This window comes from Verrucomicrobiota bacterium (genome assembly GCA_037139415.1).
In the GTDB taxonomy this organism is placed as follows: Bacteria; Verrucomicrobiota; Verrucomicrobiia; order Limisphaerales; family Fontisphaeraceae; genus JBAXGN01.
In genome coordinates this window covers 1-20,383 of record JBAXGN010000151.1, presented here as the reverse complement: position 1 = coordinate 20,383, position 20,383 = coordinate 1, and the positions used below count along the sequence as shown (strand labels likewise).

The 20,383-nt window shown below is 56.0% G+C and carries 17 protein-coding genes; 16 read left to right on the top strand and 1 reads right to left on the bottom strand.

From position 1 onward, the window contains the following. Positions 1-745: 745 nt before the first annotated feature. The 8 genes from WCO56_21965 (at position 746) to WCO56_21930 (ending at position 7,638) form a co-directional block, all read left to right on the top strand. Positions 746-1,666, top strand: a complete 921-nt coding sequence (locus WCO56_21965; protein MEI7732258.1) for a fibronectin type III domain-containing protein — start codon at positions 746-748, stop codon at positions 1,664-1,666. A gap of 61 nt (positions 1,667-1,727) precedes the next feature. Then, entirely contained in the window at positions 1,728-2,036 is a 309-nt protein-coding gene (locus tag WCO56_21960) for a hypothetical protein (GenBank protein MEI7732257.1), read from the top strand. Positions 2,037-2,083: 47 nt separating this feature from the next. After that, complete coding sequence (locus tag WCO56_21955) at positions 2,084-2,287, top strand: hypothetical protein (protein MEI7732256.1); 204 nt, start codon at positions 2,084-2,086, stop codon at positions 2,285-2,287. 63 nt (positions 2,288-2,350) lie between these two features. After that, positions 2,351-2,590 carry a hypothetical protein gene (locus WCO56_21950; protein MEI7732255.1) on the top strand — a complete coding sequence of 80 codons (240 nt, stop codon included), beginning with the start codon at positions 2,351-2,353 and terminating at the stop codon, positions 2,588-2,590. 29 nt (positions 2,591-2,619) lie between these two features. Then, positions 2,620-3,402: an AAC(3) family N-acetyltransferase gene (locus WCO56_21945; protein MEI7732254.1), complete on the top strand. Its 783-nt coding sequence runs from the start codon at positions 2,620-2,622 to the stop codon at positions 3,400-3,402. Beyond that, positions 3,389-4,714 carry a DUF4910 domain-containing protein gene (locus tag WCO56_21940; protein MEI7732253.1) on the top strand — a complete coding sequence of 442 codons (1,326 nt, stop codon included), beginning with the start codon at positions 3,389-3,391 and terminating at the stop codon, positions 4,712-4,714. The genes WCO56_21945 and WCO56_21940 overlap by 14 nt, the downstream gene beginning before the upstream one ends. Before the next feature lie 291 nt (positions 4,715-5,005). Beyond that, a complete protein-coding gene (locus WCO56_21935) occupies positions 5,006-6,964 on the top strand; it encodes an Ig-like domain-containing protein (GenBank protein MEI7732252.1) in 1,959 nt (652 codons plus the stop codon). Then, positions 6,964-7,638: a hypothetical protein gene (locus WCO56_21930; protein MEI7732251.1), complete on the top strand. Its 675-nt coding sequence runs from the start codon at positions 6,964-6,966 to the stop codon at positions 7,636-7,638. Before WCO56_21935 ends, WCO56_21930 begins: the two co-directional genes overlap by 1 nt. A gap of 123 nt (positions 7,639-7,761) precedes the next feature. Here WCO56_21930 and WCO56_21925 read toward each other — a convergent pair whose 3' ends face one another. Continuing rightward, positions 7,762-9,051, bottom strand: a complete 1,290-nt coding sequence (locus WCO56_21925) for an IS110 family transposase (GenBank protein ID MEI7732250.1) — start codon at positions 9,049-9,051, stop codon at positions 7,762-7,764. Positions 9,052-9,648: 597 nt separating this feature from the next. Here WCO56_21925 and WCO56_21920 point away from each other — a divergent pair. The 8 genes from WCO56_21920 to WCO56_21885 all read left to right on the top strand — a co-directional run bounded on the left by WCO56_21920 (position 9,649) and on the right by WCO56_21885 (position 20,300). After that, entirely contained in the window at positions 9,649-10,740 is a 1,092-nt protein-coding gene (locus tag WCO56_21920; GenBank protein ID MEI7732249.1) for an efflux RND transporter periplasmic adaptor subunit, read from the top strand. A gap of 9 nt (positions 10,741-10,749) precedes the next feature. Next, entirely contained in the window at positions 10,750-14,280 is a 3,531-nt protein-coding gene (locus tag WCO56_21915) for an efflux RND transporter permease subunit (protein ID MEI7732248.1), read from the top strand. A 30-nt stretch (positions 14,281-14,310) separates the two neighbouring features. After that, positions 14,311-14,547 carry an AbrB/MazE/SpoVT family DNA-binding domain-containing protein gene (locus WCO56_21910; protein ID MEI7732247.1) on the top strand — a complete coding sequence of 79 codons (237 nt, stop codon included), beginning with the start codon at positions 14,311-14,313 and terminating at the stop codon, positions 14,545-14,547. Positions 14,548-14,628: 81 nt separating this feature from the next. Then, positions 14,629-15,921: a histidinol dehydrogenase gene (hisD, locus tag WCO56_21905; protein ID MEI7732246.1), complete on the top strand. Its 1,293-nt coding sequence runs from the start codon at positions 14,629-14,631 to the stop codon at positions 15,919-15,921. Positions 15,922-15,966: 45 nt separating this feature from the next. After that, entirely contained in the window at positions 15,967-17,067 is a 1,101-nt protein-coding gene (gene hisC, locus WCO56_21900) for a histidinol-phosphate transaminase (GenBank protein ID MEI7732245.1), read from the top strand. A 5-nt stretch (positions 17,068-17,072) separates the two neighbouring features. Further along, a complete protein-coding gene (locus WCO56_21895) occupies positions 17,073-18,440 on the top strand; it encodes a dipeptidase (protein ID MEI7732244.1) in 1,368 nt (455 codons plus the stop codon). Positions 18,441-18,576: 136 nt separating this feature from the next. Further along, on the top strand, positions 18,577-18,816 hold the full coding sequence (locus tag WCO56_21890) for a CDGSH iron-sulfur domain-containing protein (GenBank protein MEI7732243.1): 240 nt from the start codon (positions 18,577-18,579) through the stop codon (positions 18,814-18,816). A gap of 191 nt (positions 18,817-19,007) precedes the next feature. Next, the gene (locus WCO56_21885; GenBank protein ID MEI7732242.1) at positions 19,008-20,300 is read left to right on the top strand and encodes an MFS transporter; all 1,293 of its coding nucleotides are present in this window, start codon (positions 19,008-19,010) and stop codon (positions 20,298-20,300) included. Positions 20,301-20,383: the final 83 nt, after the last annotated feature.

Genomic DNA, 20,383 nt, shown 5'->3' with positions numbered 1-20,383 from the left:
GCCCAAGCCAACCAACGCCCAAGCCAACCAACGCCCAAGCCAACCAACGCCCAAGCCAACCAACGCCCAACTGAGCGCCTGACCGCGCCATCCGTCCCCGGTAGGAGCCGAAGTCATGAGGCTCTAACCTATCCCCAGCCTTTTCCCTCCCGCCGCGCCATTTTTGCGCAAGTAACTGCAATTCAAGCCACTCAAAACCCGTTTTCCAACCCGCCAACCGTTTTTGGCGCACCAAAAAACCGTTTTTTGACCCGAAAACGTGTCGCGGCGCACCAAAAAACCGTTTTTGGGCGGGGAAAAACATTCCGGCCCACCGCGCAACCGTTTTCCAGACCGCCGGAAAATTCCGGAGCACCGCAAAAGCCTTTTTGGGTGGGCAAAAACTTTTCGGAGCATCAGAAAACCGTTTTTTGGTCCGCCAAAACTTTCTGGACCACCGCGCAACCGTTTTTTGGTCCACCAGAATATTCTGGAGCCTTGGAAAACGCTTGCGCGGTGCGCCAAAACCTATTGTCCCTCCCAAAAACCGTTTTTTGGTGCGCCAAAACCTGCCGGACCGCCCAAAAACGGTTTTCTGGCGTGTCCCGGCGGAATTTCCCCCTTTTGAACGCTTTCCGCGTCTGTCCCATAATTCCTCAACCATCAACAACCGCACCTCAAACACATGCGCTACGGTCACGGCCTCTGGGGCCGATTCCACTACGACGAACCCGAAAACCTAATCCTGAAAACCAAAGTTAAACGTATGTCAAACACCCCCATCCCCAACAATAACAGCCAGGTCTTCATTCTGTCCGAAGACATGGCCGACGGTCTGCACTTGCTGGAGACCGCGATTGGCGTCAAACAAAACACCGAAGCCGCGCTGCGCCTGGACATGGCCACCGCCAGCACCGACTCCGGCATCTATGATGCCGCCAAGACGAATAAAAAGACCCTGAGCGCCAACATCCGCATTGCGGATTCCAACGCGCGCGCCTTTATCAAGGCCGCCCGTGCCGTGCTGGCCCAGCGTTTTGGCGAACACTGGGGGCAAAGCTGGCAGGCCACCGGCTGGCCCGATAGCTGCACCGCCGTTCCCGGCAACCAGGAAAAACGCGCCCGCCTCTGCGCCACGCTGCAAATCTACTTCACCGCCAACCCCACGCACGAAAACGCCCCGCTGGAAATCACCGCCGCCAAGGCCGGTGCCCTCTTCACCGCCATCTCCAACGCCCGCGACGCCTGGCACCAGGGCATCATGACCACCGGGCAAAAACGCGCCACCCGCGACGCTTCCATGGATAAACTGCGCGTGCGCATGCGCGGCCTGATCTCGGAACTCAACCAATTGCTCGACCCGCTGGACCCGCGCTGGGACGCCTTTGGCCTGGACCAGCCCGGTGCGCCCGATCTGCCCGAGGTGCCCGAAAACCTCATCGTCACCACCGACGGCCCCGGCGTGCTCCTGGCCGATTGGCCCGACTCCCGCCGCGCCAACTACTACCGCATCTACATTCAGGTCATGGACGTGGATACCGAATTCCGCCACCTCCTCAACCGCGACACCAGCGACGTGCGCATCACCAGCCTGCCCACCGGCAAGACCGTGAAACTCCGCGTCACCGCCGTCAATGAAACCGGCGAAAGCCTGCCGAGTGAGGAAAAGGAAACCGTAGTGGTATGATGAAGGATTTAGAACTTGGTCTTTTTTATCCTTAATCCTTAATCCTTAATCCTTTTTTATTATGCCTTTCGATCCTTCCAAGCCCGCCGACGAATCCCTGGCCTCGGCGGCAGAACTCCGCGACCAATTCAACGCCGTGGTGGCCATGGTGGCGGCCCTGAACGCGCGGCTGGACGCGTTGGAAGCCAGCGGCTGCGTCACCCAACAACAACTCAGTGACGCCATCAACGGCGTCCTCAACAACAGCAGCGCCAGCACCAACAGCGTGGGGATGCTGGAAATCACCGCCAGCGATCCCCCGTCCCAATGGGAAGTCGGTACCGTCATCAATACCTTGAACGCTACGCTCCAGGCGATGAGAAGGGTGTAAACCAGCCAATTTTTACTTAAGTATAAACTAAACAACTGAACAAAAAAATGAAATACGAAAAAATGACAGCTCCAATGTTGCTGAAACTATATGACGCCATTGCCGAGGCCCTGAGAGTTGATGATGGAATTACTGTCGCTGAACACCGGCCGTATGGTGTGCGAGTGTTTCACGACATCCAAGAGCAAGCCTGTGCCATTGAGGAGGAGTTAGATAGACGAAACGTGAACTACACTAAAATCGTGTGGTAATATATCGAAATGAATTGCGGCAAGTCGCACGACAGGAGGCGTAGTGCTTCCCTGGAACATTTTATGAATAAACACAAAATCGTATTATTGAAGGAAGGTCAATCGGCCTCAAACACAAAGTTGCGATGCAAAATCTGCATTATTGAAATCCAGCAGAACCATTACGTCGGCTTTTTATTTGGGATAATTGATTCGGGTCTTTTTCATTTTAGTGCAGCTGAGGAAAGCATGGATAAAGTACTTGCTAGATGCGAGGCTAGAGTGAAAGAGGTAATTCCAGATTGTAAATTAGATGCACGATAACTTATCCAATCCACGCAACGAGAAAAAGCATGAATAAGGAAGCTGTAAAGCGACTAGCAGACGATTGGCGCACCGCAGGCGTAACTGAGGGAGATACCTTATTGGTACACAGTACCATTAGCCGTACTCTGCGGCGGGTTGCCAAGATCGGCGGTGAAGTTAGCGCAAACTTGGTTATCACAAGTTTTCTTGAAGCGCTTGGGGAGTCTGGAACTCTGCTTCTGCCGTTGTTCAATTTTGACTTTACCAAGGGTGTCACATTTGACATTCACAAGTCACCAAGTGAGATGGGGGCGCTAACAGAAGCGGGGCGCTTGTGGCCGGGTGTAGTTCGAACTGGACACCCAATCTACTCGTTCGCTGTTATCGGAAAACAAGCCGACATGTTTCGTGGATTAAAAAATTTCAGTGGCTATGGGCATGATTCGCCGTTTGGTATGCTGCACCGCCTCAACGGGAAGATTGGCGTGTTAGACCTCCCCGACCAGAATAGCATGACCTTCTACCACTACGTGGAAGAAAGCTTGAATGCACCATATCGCTACCACAAAACTTTTACTGGGCAGTATATTGATGAAGATGGAATTATGTCGGAAAAAACCTTTGGCTTATTTGTGCGCAATATTGAAAAAGGGGTGCTTACGCATGTCGATCCTATGGGTGAACTTCTTTGGCAGAAGGGACTTTACACGGGTTTTAGACCGAAGGAAGGCTGTGGTTTTCGTGTAATCTCAGCAGGGAGAATATTCAATGAAGTTGCAACTGTGCTAAATCAAGGTGCGGCGAAAGGTCTGTTGTATGAAATCCAGTAAAGTGTTTCTTAAAGAACCTCCTCCCATCGAGAATATCGGAAAGTTCTGCCATGAATTAGCACGGACTCTTTTTCCGATTTGCCGAAGCCTGACCGGTTCTGGTGTTCGTGAAACCCTCACTTGCATCGGTAAGTACTTACCAAACCTACAGGTGCATGAGGTAGCTTCTGGTACCAAGGCCTTTGATTGGACGGTTCCCGATGAGTGGACAATTCGAGATGCGTATATTGGTGACGAAGCTGGTCATCGTCTTGTGGATTTCAAAACCAACAACCTACACGTTGTGGGTTACTCCGAGCCGGTTGATAAGTTGGTTGATTTGGACGAACTCAATAGGCATATGTATTCCCTGCCTGATCAGCCAAACGCAATACCCTATATCACTTCGTACTACACTCGGCGTTGGGGTTTTTGTTTGACTCACAAACAGCGCCAAACCATGAAACCCGGTGTTTACCGTGCGGTAATTGATTCGGAGCTAAAGCCAGGTGTGTTGAATTACGCAGAACTGATCTTGCTGGGACAAAGCAAGCAGGAGGTATTGATCTCGACTTACGTCTGTCATCCCTCAATGGCGAACAATGAGCTTTCTGGCCCGGTTGTGACCGTCGCTTTGGCACGTTGGCTGGCATCGATAGAGCACCGGCATTACACCTATCGGCTCGTTTTCATCCCTGAAACCATTGGCTCAATTGTGTACCTGAGCCGGAACATGGATCAAATTAAGCGCCATGTTGTGGCAGGATTCAATATCACCTGCGTTGGTGATGATCGTTGTTATTCCTACCTGCCCTCACGGGCCGGAAACACTCTCTCGGATCGGGCAGCACTCCACGTGCTTAAACATATTGCTCCGGAATTCAAGCGCTATACATGGTTGGATCGCGGCAGCGATGAGCGACAGTATTGCGCTCCTGGAGTTGATCTTCCTATCGCTACTATAATGCGCAGTGCATACGGGAAATACCCCGAGTATCATACCTCGCTGGATGACCTTTTTTTGGTTACCGCTAGTGGCCTGGAGGGGGGATTCAACGCGCTGCGCCAGGCCATCACTGTTGTAGAAAATAACGTCCGCTTGAAGACCACGGTTTTTTGTGAACCGCAACTTGGGAAACGGGGGCTTTACCCGACTCTAAGCACAAAGGAGTCAGGTGCTCAAGTTAGGACGATGATGAACTTAATCTCCTACTGTGATGGAACGCGAACTCTGCTAGAGATTGCGGATATTATTGATAAGCCCGTATCAAGTTTGGTGGATATCCTTAAGCCGCTAATTGACAGTGGATTAATTAAAGCAACGCATGATTGATTTGGAAACGGGGTTCGACCATAACAACGCACAGTCTGTAATTAGCGCCATCACTGATTTTGGAGTACGTGCGGCTAGGCGGGGCCAATAATTGCGGAATGCAGATTGTGGATTGCGATATGAACTTGGCGCACGGTGGCAGTTGACGAATCATGGCGGGTTGGAGTCATTTGGCGCTTGACGGCAAAGCACGGTAAGTTACCGTCTATTCCATGAGCCAGTACTAAAAATTTAATATCGTGAATTCGAGGCATATAAAAACACAGGCAGGAATCTCTAATAATCCATCTTATGAAACCAACATGTAAACGATCTGGCATAGTGAAGGGTATTGCGCTAGGGCTATTAATCATGGCGCCTAGCTTGTGTGCCCAAGATCGCACCCAACTGCGCGTTTCTTTGCAAACTAACAATATTTTGCGAATCGAATGGAACAGCGAGCCAGACACGGCGTATCAGGTGCTTGGCACCACCAATTATGATGTTTTCGCAACTTGGCAGCCGGTCAGTCCGGAAATTGTTGCGGACTCGACCAATACCTTGTTGGAGGGAACGATCACGAATACGCCATTTAGCATTTTTAAACTGCATCAGGTCTGGACTCAAAACTCCGGCATCCCCAGCGTTCGGATTCTCGACTTGACCAATTCGCAGGTACTCAGCGGCGAGGTGGATGTCTATATCGCTGCGCAAGATGACAGCCGATTGAGCCAGGTGAGTCTTTATCTGGATGGATGGCTGTTAGGGACTGTTACTGAAGGAATGCCAAGGTTCTTTCTGGACACCACGCATTATACCAACGGCTTGCATACGCTGGTGGCACGGGCAGCGGATAACGCGGGGATTTCATATTTGGGAGGTGATCCTGATACGGGAGTCATGGCCAACGAGGCGTTTTCAGAAACCATTACGGTGGAGTTCCAGAATGTTCTGCGCTGGCTGGAGCCGGATGTGTCCTTTGAAACGTATGTACCCATAGACGCCTATTCAGACGTGTTTCCAACCAACTGGACGGTATCGGTGGAAGATGAATCAGGGACGGTTGTCCGAACTTTTTCGGGTTACACAATTGATGGCACCATAAGCACCAATTGGGATGGAACCGACAATAATGCAGTGGCGGCCCCGGAAAATGCCGGCTATCAAATTACGCTGTCCTTGGGCACGACAGAAACCCTGATGGCGATGCAAAATACCACGGTGTTGAAGATAAACCACAGTACAGCAAAAATTCTGGCATCCAGGGTTAATAATTATGGGGTGCTGGAGTATGAAGTGGTTCAAGAGCCTGTTGAAGTAACCGAAGATTTGCCAATCTCACTTCCGACCCGAAAATTAAACCACAAGCAAAGTTCAATTCTAATGCCGCCGCTTCCGGACTTACCAATAATAACCAAAAAAACCACCCCGGTAAAACGATGGATGGCGCCGGTTCAAATCGTGGCGGCGGAGTATGGGAATGGCGGCGGTGGTGGGCCAGTAACGATTGTGGTTGTTTGGCGTGAGCAGGCTTGGTCCAGCGGACAAATAATCATTGCACGGCAAAGATACAAGTCAACGTTAATTGGCTATACCTTCAATGCAGTTTTGGCCACGATGGAGAGCCAAATGGCCACCAAAGTGACCGCCGCTGATGCTGAGTTGGGAAATAATGGACGCGGAGTTTATGGTTCCTCGACGACGTTGCTTCAATATACCAATGATTATCCCGTGCTCCTCAACGATTTAAGCCGTCCTGAGGTCAGGGATTTTTATCATCATGGCCATAGCAGCGGCAACGCCATCGGTTTTTCGGAGTACACATCTACCACCGGATTAAAAGCCAGCCAAATTGCCGCAGCACTTACGAATATTGTCCGGCCATTTGGGAATCCAAAGAATCCTCGGGTGGTATGGGAATTACGTAAACCGTTTCGCTTTGTCTTTTTGGATGGTTGTTTAAGCGGAACCGGGAATTTCCCGAATGCCTTTGGCATTCCCAGACAAAGTTCAGGATCAGTTTATACACAATACCACAAAAAGAAACGGGCATTTATGGGGTGGGGAACTACTACCCAAAACAGTATCGCCAACAGCGATTTTCTTCATTGGTCAAGCAAGTTCTTGGACTATTGGATAGGCGGCACCGGCGATGACTACGATGTTTATCTTAATGAAGCTATCAATATCGCTGACGTCCAGTATCCGGGTATACATGGTGCAGGTTTTCTATCAATTTACGGGAGTCAATTACTAACTTGGGGGGAATAATGAAGTTTAATAGCGTCATTCTCGGGCTGTTGTTTATTGGTGCCATTGTTCTCGCCGGTGGAGAGCGCGAGGAATTGTTTTTCAACAATGAAATGATTCCACGAGTACGCGCCTTTATCCAGCGGAATGGGTTGCCTTATGACGCTAATTTCCCCACCAATAAGATTAATCATCACGAAGTGGAGTTCTTTTCAAATCGCCCTGCCGCCTTCGCTAGGATGATGCTGGAAAAAAAACATGCATTTGAGTTCATCATGGAAACCAATCGCGTGGAGATCAGAGGCTATAAATGTCTTGATCCAAGTGTTATCCGCATCCTCAATCGGCTCGATCGTCCGGAAGTTGTGAAGGAATGGAGTGCCAGAACAAATATGTTAAACGAGACTACCGCCTTGGCGTTGGCCCGGAATTATTTCATCCTTCAAGGACATCAGGAGAAGAACTTCCATTCGATCGAATTTAGCCAAGTCACTTGTGGCAGTCTAAAACATGATCCGACGAATTTCTCGGCTCTGCCGTTTTACCAGGCCGCCTGGTATCGCAAGGATGTCACCAAACAAGACCGTGAAAGCGGAAACGCTCGTCTGCCGCAAGTGATGATTTTCGTTTCAGGCATCAGTTCAAATCTATCACTCTATTCCAAGCTTTTTATGCCGATTGGTTCTGATTTTTAGTAATGAAACTTCAGGGCGGAATCCTCGGAAACGGGGTTCGGCCATAACAACACACAATCTGTAATTCGCGCCGTCACCGATTTTGGAGAGTTCTGAGTTATTCCGTCAAATAAAATTTCAAAGTTATTCCCCATCGGGTTTAGTTGGATTTTGGTTTTGGAGTTTGGTGTAGAGCGGACTGCCGTGTTTCGCCAAGGCCTGAAGGTAGTGGTCGGCGTCATAGGGCGTGCGATGTTTCCAACACGCGAAATAGATCCGGATGAGTTTGTAGGCCAGCGCGCGGCAGGCTTGGTGATGCTTGTCCTTGTGGCGCTCGCGTTGCTGTTGATAATACCCCCGGGACCACGGCTCCTGCTTGGCGGCGCAGCCAGCGTTTTCGTGGAAGGACTGCCGGCCAAACTTGGGGCAGCGGTGGCGCATGTGCGTCGTTTTGGTGTTGCCACTCTGGATCACGACGGGGGCCAGCCCGTAGAACTGTGCTACCTCGGCGGCGCTGGCGAAGCGGTCACGGTTCGTGCCAAAGGCGACCAGCAGCCGGGGTGCCAGCGCCGGACCCGCCCCCGGAAAGCTGCGGAAGATCGCGGCGTCGGGATGCTGATCCATCGCGTGGGTGATTTCCTGCTCCAGGAGCGCGATGGCTTTGTGGAGCGGCTTGAGCATGCTGGCCAGGGCAGCCACCAGCAGCCGGGCCGGCGTGATGAGCGCCCTATCCGTGGTCAAGGCCTTGGCCGTTTGCACGGCGGCCAGTCGCTGCTCCATTTTCTTGGGGCTGCGGCTGTTATGCTTATAAAAGAAGGCGCGCAGCGCTTTGTCGCCCGCCTGCTGCAAACTTTCCAGGTCTGGCCAACGGCCCAGGAAGTCGGCCGCCAGCGGTTGGTTCAGCGCGCTGCCCAGCAGGGTCTCCGCCAGTGGGTAATAGGTTTTCAAGGTGCTGTGCAAGTGGTTGACCAAGCGGGTGCGCTCGTCCACCAAACGGCGGCGGTTTTCGACCAGCCCAGCGAGCTTGCGCGTCAACTCGGTATCCGGCTCCAGCGCCTGAAGTTTGTCGCGATGCAGGCGGATGAATTCCTCCAGCAGTTGGGCGTCAGTGCGGTCGTCCTTGGCTCCGCTGACCGCGAAGGCCGCACGGTAGTCCTTCAAGGCTTTGGGATTGACCGGAAAAATGACCAGGAAATCGTAGGCCAGGAGGGCTGAGAGAACCGGGCCGCGGGAGGTTTCGATGCCCAGGGCCACGGGCTGGTTGGCAAAGCGCTTTCGCAGTTTGGCCACCCACGCGTGCAGGGCCTCGGGGGTTTGTTCTAGGCGGAGGTGTTCGGCCTTGGACCCGTCGGACGGACGGACCCACAGGTCGTGCTTTTGATCAGCCCAATCCAGGCCGATCGTTGCGGCGAAATGAGTTGCGATCGGGTTCATACAGGTTAGCGGTTGAGGTTGCGGTTGGGTTGAGCACGCCGTCCCTGCCGGATGGAAGCACTTATAGAGGTTCGTCGCTGCCGCGTGGAGGCGGACAGGCGAAAGGTTCTGAGGGTTCCTTGGCGACAAGGCGCAGGGTCACAGAGCGAGAATCTCCAAACAAACGTCGAAACGTTGGAGTGCGGAATTCGTCTTCCGGACCCTGCGTGCTCATGATTTCTTATGAGCAAAAGGATGGGTTTTGCACAACACATTTTTTGACCGCCGCCAAAGTTGTTCACCGGCGGCTGCGAGAGAGCCAGCAGAGGCTTTTCTCGCCGCCGGTGAATAACTTTGGATGAACTATAAGTGCGTGCGGCCCATAATTGCGGATTGCGGAACTCTCAAATTCGGATTGCGGAGTGCGGAATGCGGAATTTTCCCGGCGGTGCGCACTGGAGTTTGGGCAAATCCAAGCAAATTTGATTTACTTGCGCGCGCCTTTGACGGTAAATACCGGCATCAGGGCTGGAGTCCCAGCCTGGACTATTTATGAGAAGGATACTTTGGCTGGCACGGCGTCGCCGGTGCGGCAAAGCCCGCGGTTGTCCGCGGAGCGTGACCCACTGGATTGGTTTGATTCTATTATTGTCGCTGGGCAGCGGTTGCCAGAAGGAGGCGGTGCCGCAAGTCGAGACGTTGGTGGTGCGCTACACCGCACCGGTGGTTCTGGAGGCGGATCAGCGCGGGTTGGGGCCGGAGTATATTGCCGGGGTGCATGGGGATCAGGAGACGGATTTGAGTTTCAAGGTGGGCGGCATGGTGGGGTTGATCGGGCGCAAGGGGATCACGAATGATTGGCGCGAGGGGGACGTGGTGAAGAGCGGGGAAGTCCTGGCGCAATTGCGGCAGGAGGATTTCTTGAATGAAATGAAAATCTCCCAGGCCAAGACGGACCTGGCGAGTTCGACCTTTTTACGGACCAAGGAGTTGTGGGAGACCAAGGCGGTGTCGCAGCAGGAGTATGATACCGCGCTGGCCAATCGGCGTTCGGCGGATGCCTCGCTGGAACAAACGCGGCAGGCGTTGACCAACTCGACGCTGGTGGCGCCGTTCGATGCCACCATCCTGGCCCGCTATGTCAATTTGGGGGAGACGATCAGTTTCGGGCGGCCGGTGTTGCGGGTGGCGGATATGCGGACGATGTCGGTGGAGTTGGGGGTGCCGGATACGCTGGTGGGGCGGTTCCAGACGGGCAACCGGGTGCCGGTAAAGATTGTGGCCCTGGAAGGTTCGCCGCCGTTCGAGGGTGTGGTGTCGGAAGTGGGCGTGGCGGCCAAGAGCGAGGCCCGTTTGTTCAAGGTGGTCATCAAGGTGAAGAATCCCAAGGGCATCCTCAAATCTGGCATGACGGCGCAGGTCCCCATCGGGTTATCCCGGGCGGTGCCCAAGAATGCGTTGTTGGTGCCGATTTCCGCGCTGGTGCCGCCGACCCGCAAGATGGCGGGCCAACCGCCGCTCTCGGTCTATGTGGTGCGTAATCAGCAGGCGCAGGAATTGCCGGTGGAAACGGGCGATCTGGTGGGGAGTTCCATCATTGTGACGAGTGGCTTGAGCACGAATGACCAGGTGGTGGTGACCGGCGCGAGCACGCTGTACCCCGGCGCGAAGGTGGTGGCCAAGCCGTTCTCTGATCCGTTCCAGAAATAAACCACCGCCATGCAATCGCACAAGCAGCAGATTGAGTCGGGCGGCCTGGCCCAGTTCTTCGTGGAGCACCGCGAGGTGAGCTGGTTGTGCCTGTTTTCGGTGCTGATCTGGGGCTGGTTGTCGTTCCGCAATCTGGCGCAGCAGGAGGATCCCAAAATTCCCGAGCGCGTGGCGATGTTGGTGACGCGGTTTCCGGGGGCCAACGCCAGCAAGGTGGAGCAGTTGGTGACCAAGAAACTCGAACAGAAGGTCACGGAGTTGGAATCCGTGGACGAAATCAAGTCGCAGTCGCGCATGGGGGTATCGGTGATCACCGTGTCGCAGCGGCCTGCCGCGCAAGCGGTCATTTCCCAGGAGTGGGATAAATTGCGCGCCAAGCTCAAGGAGGTGGCCCTGCCCGAGGGGTGTGACCAGCCGTGGTTGGATACGGATTATGGGAATACGGTGACGTTGCTGTACGCCCTGACCAGCCCCCGCATCAGTGAAGGCGAATGCCTGGCGCGCGCGCATCTGATTCAGGATCGGCTGGCGGTCTTGCGGCAAGGGTTGTCGGCGACCAATCGTGCCGCCGTGTTGGCGTTTTTTCCACCTGCCGTATCGGATACGTATCGCACGGTGCTGGCGCGCAAGTTCGCGCAGTTCCTGGCCAGCAAAAATGTGGGGACGGATATCCGCACCGACCTTGGCTGGTCCTATATCCTGGTGGATTTTGCCACGCCCGCCAGCAAACAGGAAATCGCCCGCACGCTGAGCCGGTTTGTGCGCCAGTTGGCCGGCACCGATTTCGAGCAGCATCCCGATGTCAGTGAGCCCATCATCCTGATCGGCGATGAACCGCCCTTGGGCGCCATCCGTTCTGCCGGGTTGTTTCGCTACGGGTATCGGCAATTGGAAATTCTGGCGGAAAAGCTGGAGGATGAGCTGAAGCAGATCGGCAGCGTGGGGCGGGTGCGCAAGATCGGCACCGTGCAGGAGGCGGTCTATCTTTATTTCTCCGCCGCGAATGTGCGTGGCTACCAGTTGACTTCCGACCAGGTGATGAATTTCATCGGGGCGCGCAACGCGATTGTGCCGAGCGGCACCTTCCGCACTGAGGGGCAGAATTTCCCCGTGCTGCTCTCCGGGGAATTTCGCACCGAGAAAGAGCTACTGGGCACCATCGTGGGCGTGAACCAGGAAGGCCAGGCCAGTTATTTGCGCGATATCTTCGACGTGCGGCGCGGCTATGAGAACCCGATCAGCTATAGCGTGGATATATTGAAGCGCGGACGCGCAGGGCAGGGGATCGCGCAACAGCGGTCGGTGCTGCTGGCGGTGGAAATGAAGGATGGCCAGATCATTGGGAGCTTTGACCAACAGGTTAGCCAGGCGCTGCAACAATTCAAGGAACAACTGCCGGACGGGGTGGAAATCCAGACCATCTCCAACCAGCCGAAAGCGGTGTCCGCCCGGGTGCATCAATTCATGCGCTGCTTCCTCGAGGCGGTGCTGATTGTGATTGTGGTTTCCCTGTTCCTCATGGAATGGCGCTCGGCGCTCGTGGTGGCGCTGGCAATTCCCCTGACGGTGGCGATGACCCTGGCCGGGATGTGGGTGTTTGGCGTGCCGCTCCACCAGATTTCCATCGCCGCCCTGATCATGGCGCTGGGCATGTTGGTGGATGATCCCGTGGTGGCGTCCGACGGTATCAACCGGGAAATGGCCGCGGGGGTGCCGCGCAGCCGGGCCGCGTGGCTGGGACCGTTCCGGCTGCGGCGGCCCATCCTGTTCGGCACCATCATCAATATTCTGGCCTTCCTGCCGCTGGCTACGATTCCCGGGGACACCGGGGCATTCATCCTGGCGCTGCCGGTGGTGGTGACGCTGGCGCTGGCGGCCTCCCGCCTGGTGTCCATGACGTTTGTGCCGTTCCTCGGGTACCATCTTTTGCGCGGGCAGAAGGGGCTGGAATCGGGCGGCGAGATTCGCAGTTTTATTCTATTTCGTCCGGTGGACCGCTTCCTCGTGGCGCTGATGCCGCGTTACCGCGCCTTTCTGCAACAGGGATTGGAACGCCCGTGGCGCACCATTGGCTTTGCGTACGGGTTGCTGACCGTCAGCCTGCTGCTGGCGCCGTTCCTCAAACAACAATTCTTCCCGCCTGCGGAGCGTAATCAATTCCTGGTGGATATCGAATTGCCCGCGACGGCGTCGCTGCGGCAGACGCGCGACACCTGCCAGGATGTCATGCGGTTGCTGAAACAGCAGCCGGAGATTGAAACCGCCGCCGTCTTCATGGGGGGCGTTTCCCCGCGCTTCTATTACAATGTTGCCCCCAAAGAACCGGCGGAATATCTCGCCCAGGTGTTGGTCAATACGCGGCAGGCTGGCGAGGTCCCGGCGCTGATTGCCCGCTTGCGCGGGGAATTGGACCGTGAGATTGCCGGTGCGCGTTGTGTGGTGAAACCACTGGAACAGGGGCCGCCCGTGGATGCGCCCATTCAAATTCGGCTGCAAGGGCCGGACCTGGACACCTTGCGCGCGATGGCGGACCAGGTGGCGGCCACCCTGCGCAAGGCGGGCGGGTACCGGGTGCATGATGATTTGGGCCGCCGCATGCCGACACTGGAAATTGACATTGACCAGGAGCGCGCCAATACACTGGGCATCAGCAACCAGCAGATTGGCCGTCTGGCGCAGACCGCCTTCTTTGGGCTCAAGGTGACGGAGTTGCGCGAAGGGGATCACTTGGTGCCGGTCATCATTCGCTTGCGGGTGGAAGAGCGCAACGAGGCGGATAAAATTCGCGCGCTGTACGTGGAACCGATGAATCAGCGCGGCCAATCCATCCCGCTGGAAAGCTTTGCCAAGGTGGAGTTGCGCCCGGAATTTGCCACCATTTCGCACTTCGCCCAGTTGCGCACGGTAACGGTGAAGGCATACGCGCCGGTGGGTGAACTGGCGTCTGTGGTCTTGGCGCGTGCCCAAGGGGAGATCAAGGGTATGGACCTGCCGCTGGGTTACAAACTGGAGTTGGCGGGTGAAGCCAAGGAATTGAAGAAGAGCCAGGGCGACATGCAACGGGTGATGGCGATTTCCATCGCGCTGATCGCGCTGGCCATGGTGCTGCAATTCAACTCGGTGATGAAATCCATCGTCGTGATGCTGACGGTGCCGCTGGGGTTGATTGGCGCGTTCTTCGGGCTGACCATCACCGGGTCGCCATTGGGTTTCATGGCCTTGCTCGGCCTCGTCAGCCTGGCGGGCGTCATTGTCAGCCATATCATTGTGCTCTCGGACTTCATCGAGGAGGCGCGCGAGGAGGGGATGGAACTGAAGCAAGCCTTGATGCAAGCCGGCATGGTGCGCTTGCGCGCCGTGCTGGTGACGGTATTGGCCACGGTGGGCGGGCTGATTCCGCTGTTTCTAACGGGTGGTGCGCTATGGCATTCCCTGTGCGCGGTGCATATCTTTGGCCTGCTGTTTGCCACTGTGCTGACGCTCGTGCTGCTGCCCGTGTTGTACTACGTGTTCTCCGCCAAATTGAAGTTGATCAAGTAAAGGGGGGACGCGCATTCCCTCCAACTTCGGATCACCACCAACGGCCAAGTGGTGATTCCGCAGTGGCTGCGCAAGCAGTATCAAATTGAGGCTGGTACTCGCGCCATCGTCATCGCTACTGTGGATGGCATTCTGCTCAAGCCTGTCACAGCAGTGGTGATTGAACGCGGTTTTGGCTTGTTGAAGCGCAAGCCGGGTGAAGCCCCGTTGGTTGAGGAATGGGTAGCGCATAAACGTGCTACCAAGAAGCAGGAAAAAGTCAGGTGAATCCACTGCGGTTTTCGTTTTCGGATTTCTCATCCCTCTCCATCCTTGTCTTTCCCATCAACTTCCCTTAGCGTCATCACCATGAAGATCATTCGATACACGGATGCGGATTTTGCCGGTCAAAAAGCCGGGCTCACGGCGGCTTCGAGCCTCTTTGATGCGGGCATCGAAGAGCGCGCGCGGAGTATTATCGCCGCGGTGGCTGCGCGGGGCGATGCCGCGTTACTGGAATTTACCGAGCGCTTTGATGGCGCCAAGCTCACGGTCGAACAATTGGCTGTGAGTAGCGCCGAACTCATGGCGGCCTCGCTGGCCGCCGATGATGCCTTGCGCGAGGCGGTTGCCATCGCTGGCAAAAACGTCGCCGCCTTTGCCCGCAAATCCCTCCGGCGCAACTGGGAAACCCGTAACGTCCAGGGCGGACGCGTCGGCGAAAAGTTCGATGCTTTCCAGCGCGTGGGCATTTACATTCCCGGCGGGACCGCCCCGCTGGCCTCCACGGCGCTGATGACCATCACGCTGGCCAAGGTCGCCGGCTGCAAGGAAATCGTGGTCTGCACCCCGTGCGGCAAGGATGGCCAGATTAATCCCGCTCTCCTGTTTGCCGTGTGCAGCGCCGGAGCAACGGAGATTTACCGGTTGGGCGGCGCGCAGGCGATTGCCGCCTTGGCACTGGGTACTTCTACGATTCGCCCTGTGCAGAAAATTTACGGGCCGGGTAATGCTTATGTGGTGGCCGCCAAGCGCCTCCTCGTGGGGCATGTGGCCATTGACCTGCTCCCGGGGCCGAGTGAAGTCCTGGTGCTGGCGGATGATAGTGCCAAACCGGCATTCATCGCGGCTGATCTTCTGGCCCAGGCTGAGCACGGCTCCGGCCACGAGCGCGTCTGGCTGGTGACTCCCTCCGCCAAAGTGATCAAGGCGGTGGAGAAGGAAGTTGCCCGGCAACTGCCCAAGCTCTCCCGTCGCGCCCTCATCCAGCGTGTTTTGGATACCCACACGTTCCTGATTCAGGTCAAGGATTTGGCGCAAGGGGTCGAGTGGGCCAACGCCCTCGCTCCGGAGCACTGCGAGGTACACACCCGCAATCCACGCAAGGTTTCCGAGAACATCCTGACGGCGGGTGCATTGTTCCTGGGCGGTTGGTCACCAACCGTTCTGGGTGATTACCTGGCCGGTCCAAGTCACACCCTCCCCACGGGTGGTGCCGGACGTTCTTTCCCCGGGCTAACCGTGGATATGTTCCAGCGCCGCACCAGCGTGGTGGAATACGATCGCGCCGCGCTTAAGCGTTCACTGGCGACGGTGAAGAAATTCGCGGAACTCGAAGGCTTGGATGCGCACGGCAATTCCGCTGCTGTCCGGTTGAAATAAGCGCGGTGTCGCGTCAAATCAGAATTATTGCTGGCAACCATGTCCATGAAGAAAACCAGTTCTTTCCTGCGTCCCCTGGTGCAAACGCTGCACGCGTATGTGCCGGGTGAACAACCGAAAATCGCGGGACTCGTCAAGCTCAATACCAACGAGAATCCCTATCCGCCTTCCCCGAAGGTGCTCAAGGCCGTGAAGGCGGCGGTGGATAACCGGTTACGGTTGTATCCTAACCCCTTCGCCCAGGCCTTGCGGGAGAAACTCGCGGCGCTGCATGGCTGTTCGCCGGATCAGATCATCGTAGGCAACGGCTCGGATGAATTGTTGGCGCTGGCTACGCGCGCGTTTGTCGAACCGGCACGCAAGGCGGTTCGTGAACCCAAAGCTACCGTCCAATATTTTAATCCCAGTTACTCGTTGTATCCGGTCTTGGCGGATATTCATGGTGCCCATCGAAATCCGGTGGCGCTGAACCCGGATTTCAGCCTGCCTTCCACTCAACAACTGCGCGTCGGCAAGCAATGGCAGTTCGACGCGGCGCTGACGTTTGTGACCACGCCCAACGCCCCCAGCGGACGCGGATACGCTACGGCTGAGCTTGAGCCGCTATGCCAGGCGCAGCGCGGCATCGTCATTCTGGACGAAGCCTATGTGGATTTCGCACCAGATAACGCCATGGCGCTTGCCCTGAAGTATTCGCATGTCATTGTGTCCCGGACTTTTTCCAAGGCGTATTCGCTCTGCTTCCAGCGCGTGGGTTATTTTGTGGGCCATGCGGAAATTATAGCTGGTTTGCACAAGGTGCGCGACAGCTACAACGTCAACGGGCTGGGGCAGGCCGCCGCCGTCGCCACGCTGGAGGATTTACCGTATTATCGCGGCAATTTCCAGCGCATCGTGGATACCCGTGATTGGCTGGGGGCGACGCTGGCCATATACGGATTCAAAGTGCTGCCCAGCCAGACCAATTTCATCCTGGCCCGTCCACCGAAGTTCCCGGCCAAAGAATGGCTGACCCGCCTGCGTGATCAAAAAGTGCTGGTCCGCTGGTTTGATTATCCGGAAGTCCGGGATTATTTACGGATCACGATTGGCACCCAAGTCGAGGCCAGATCATTGGTGAAAGCCGCCAAAACAATTATTGGATAACTCTTATGCAAACCATTGCGACTTACCTTAAGGAAAACCGACAACGGTTCATCACCGAACTCTGCGAGTACGTCCGGTTCCCCAGCGTTTCCGCCCAGTCCGACCACCGGCAGGATCTCGAAGCCTGCGCCCGATGGCTGGTGAATCGCGCTCAGACAATCGGGCTGGAAACCGAACTCTGCACGACGCCCGGCAATCCTATCGTCCTCGCCCGTACACCCCGCCGGAGCGGTGCGCGCAAACCTCACTTTGTGGTCTATGGCCACTACGATGTGCAGCCGGCTGATCCTTTGGAACTTTGGAAAACCCCGCCCTTCGAGCCGGTCATTCAGGGTAAGTCCTTATTTGCGCGCGGTGCCAGCGATAACAAAGGCCAGCACCTGGCGCATTTGAATGCCGTCGAAGCCTACCTGAAAACCGGTACCGAATTGCCGTGCGATTTGACCTTTCTCATCGAGGGCGAGGAGGAAGTCGGGTGTAACAACCTGCCGCCTTTCCTGAAGGCACGCCGACAGGAACTCCGTTGCGCTGCCGTGGTGGTTTCGGATACCGGCATGCCGGATAAAAAACATCCGGCGTTGACCTATGCGTTGCGCGGCATTGCCGCCTTTGAAATCAAGTTGCTGGGTCCGTCCCGCGATCTGCACTCCGGCATTTACGGTGGTTCACTGAAAAATCCCGCCATGGCCTTGTGCCAGTTGCTGGGGCAATTACAGGATAAGAACGGGCGTGTCACCATTCCCGGCTTTTACGATGACGTCCAGCCGCTGTCCGCCTATGAGCGCAAGCAAATGGCGCGTCTGCCGTTCCACGAGGCCGCCTATCGCAAATTCCTGGGCGTGCCCGCGCTGTTTGGCGAAAAAGGTTTTTCCGCCAACGAACAACGCAACGCCCGACCTACGTTTGAAATCAACGGCCTGACCAGTGGCTATCAAGGGCAGGGGAGTAAGACCATTGTTCCTTCCTGGGCCAGCGCCAAAGTTACCATGCGTCTCGTGCCGGGACAGCAGCCCGCGAAAATCCTGAAGTTGGCCAAAAAATATCTACGCCAGATTTGTCCGCCGACCGTTCGCCTCGAATTTTCCGCAGGGCACGGCGGCGAGCCGTACCTAGTGTCGCCCACCGGTCTGATGGCACAGGCCGCATTGCGCGCCCTCAAGTCCGCCTTTGGTTGCGAACCGGTGATTATGCGCGAGGGCGGCTCGATCCCGATCGTCAATGATTTTAAGAAAATCCTGGGCGCGGAAACCCTGTTGCTCGGGTTGGGTCTGCCGGATGACAATCCGCATTCCCCCAACGAAAAGTTCGACCTCGATTGCTTTGCCAACGGCATGGCCATGAGCGCGCAACTCTGGCCGGAACTGGCAGGTTAACTGGCCGTCGGCGAGCCATTGGAAGCACGAATGCTTTTGGCTATAACCCGGAAAGCATGCTATAGTATCTGGTGCTGAGGTCGCATGGCTGGTGATAAACCGGCCTTGGCGCGATCAACAATGGTTACCGATTATTATGAATACACCCAACATTGCTCAGAAGGCACCCTATCCGGTGACGGTTCAGGCTGGTAAAACCTACTACTGGTGCTCGTGTGGCAACAGCAAACAGCAGCCGTTCTGCGATGGCTCACATCGTGGCAGCGGTTTTGCTCCCAAGCCGTTCACCGCCGAAAAGGATGGCTCCGTATATTTCTGCGGTTGCAAGCACAGTCAAAAAGGCGCCTGTTGCGACGGCAGCCACTCGAAGATTTAATCGAAATTCAAAGTCTGTCCGAATGGTTGGCGTACACCCGTGCTGGCGTCGGCGCGGTTGGTTGGTAGCCGCAGTTAAAACGTTCTTTAAGGCAATCGTCCAGTTCGAGTTTGCGCCAGTTCGCACGCGAGCCAACGGCTTGACGCCTTTCTGGTGGACACCGGCACAGTAAATTCGCATGCTTTTGCGACATGATTAGCAAGTCATCAAAAAAGCGCACCACGTCTCATTTTCGCTGGACGATTTGCGCATTGCTCTTTTTTGCCACGACCATCAATTACATGGATCGCCAGATTCTGGGCATCCTGGCGCCGGAATTACAAAAAGCGATTGGCTGGAACGAAATAGAGTACGGCCACATTGTGACCGCCTTTCAGGCCGCGTATGCCATCGGCCTGTTGTGCTTTGGCCGGCTCATTGACCGGGTGGGTACCCGGCATGGGTATGCGATTTCCTTGGTCGCCTGGAGCGTGGCGGCGGCGGCCCATGCGCTGGCCAGGTCCGTCATGGGTTTTGGCGCGGCGCGGTTTGCGCTGGGGCTGGGTGAAGCGGGGAATTTCCCGGCGGCCGTCAAAGCGGTGGCGGAATGGTTTCCGCGCAAGGAGCGGGCGCTGGCGAATGGGATTTTCAATTCCGGTGCCAATGTAGGGGCGGTGCTCGCCCCAGCCACCGTCCCATGGTTGGCGGATAAATTTGGCTGGCAGGCTGCGTTTATCGTGCTGGGCGCGTTGGGTTTGGTCTGGCTCGTGGCGTGGTATGCCCTGTATGCCACGCCGCAGGCATCACCGTATGTCTCAGCCGTTGAGTTCGCGCATATTCGCAGCGATCCGCCTGAACCCAAGCTAGCGCAAATCCCTTGGTGCCGCCTGCTGGGCCACCGGCAAACCTGGGCGCTGATTACCGGCTTTGCCTTTAGCTCTCCTATTTGGTGGTTTTACCTGTATTGGCTGCCAAAATTTTTAAATCAGCAATACGGCTTGGAACTCGCCCGGCTGGGACCACCGCTGATTGTCATTTACACCATGACGTGCTTTGGCAGCATTGGCGGCGGTTGGCTATCCTCCGCGCTTTTGCGCCGGGGACGTTCGGTGAATTATAGCCGCAAACTGGCGATGCTGGTCTGCGCTTGCTGCGTGGTGCCAGTTACCTTTGCGGCGTATGCCTCCCAAGTATGGGTTGCCACCGGACTGATTGGGTTGGCGGCGGCAGCCCACCAAGGCTGGGCGGCCAATTTATTTGCGCTGGCTTCGGATATGTTTCCCCAACGGGCGGTGGCCTCGGTGGTGGGGTTGGGCAGCATGGCCGGATCGGTGGCGGCGATGGCCTTCTCACAATCGGCCGGCGTTATTTTGGAGACCACCCACAGCTATGTGCCGTTGTTCGTGGTGGCAGGGGTGGCCTATTTGCTGGCCCTGGCCATTATGCATGCCTTGACCCCGAAATTGGAGCCGGTACGGATTAATCAAGCTGGCTTGACTTGTTAAAGAGAGAATTACGTATGTTTGATGTGGAGGGTGTGTGACCGGAGAGTAACTTTGTTCAAGCGGCGATTTGGATTTTGAGGTAA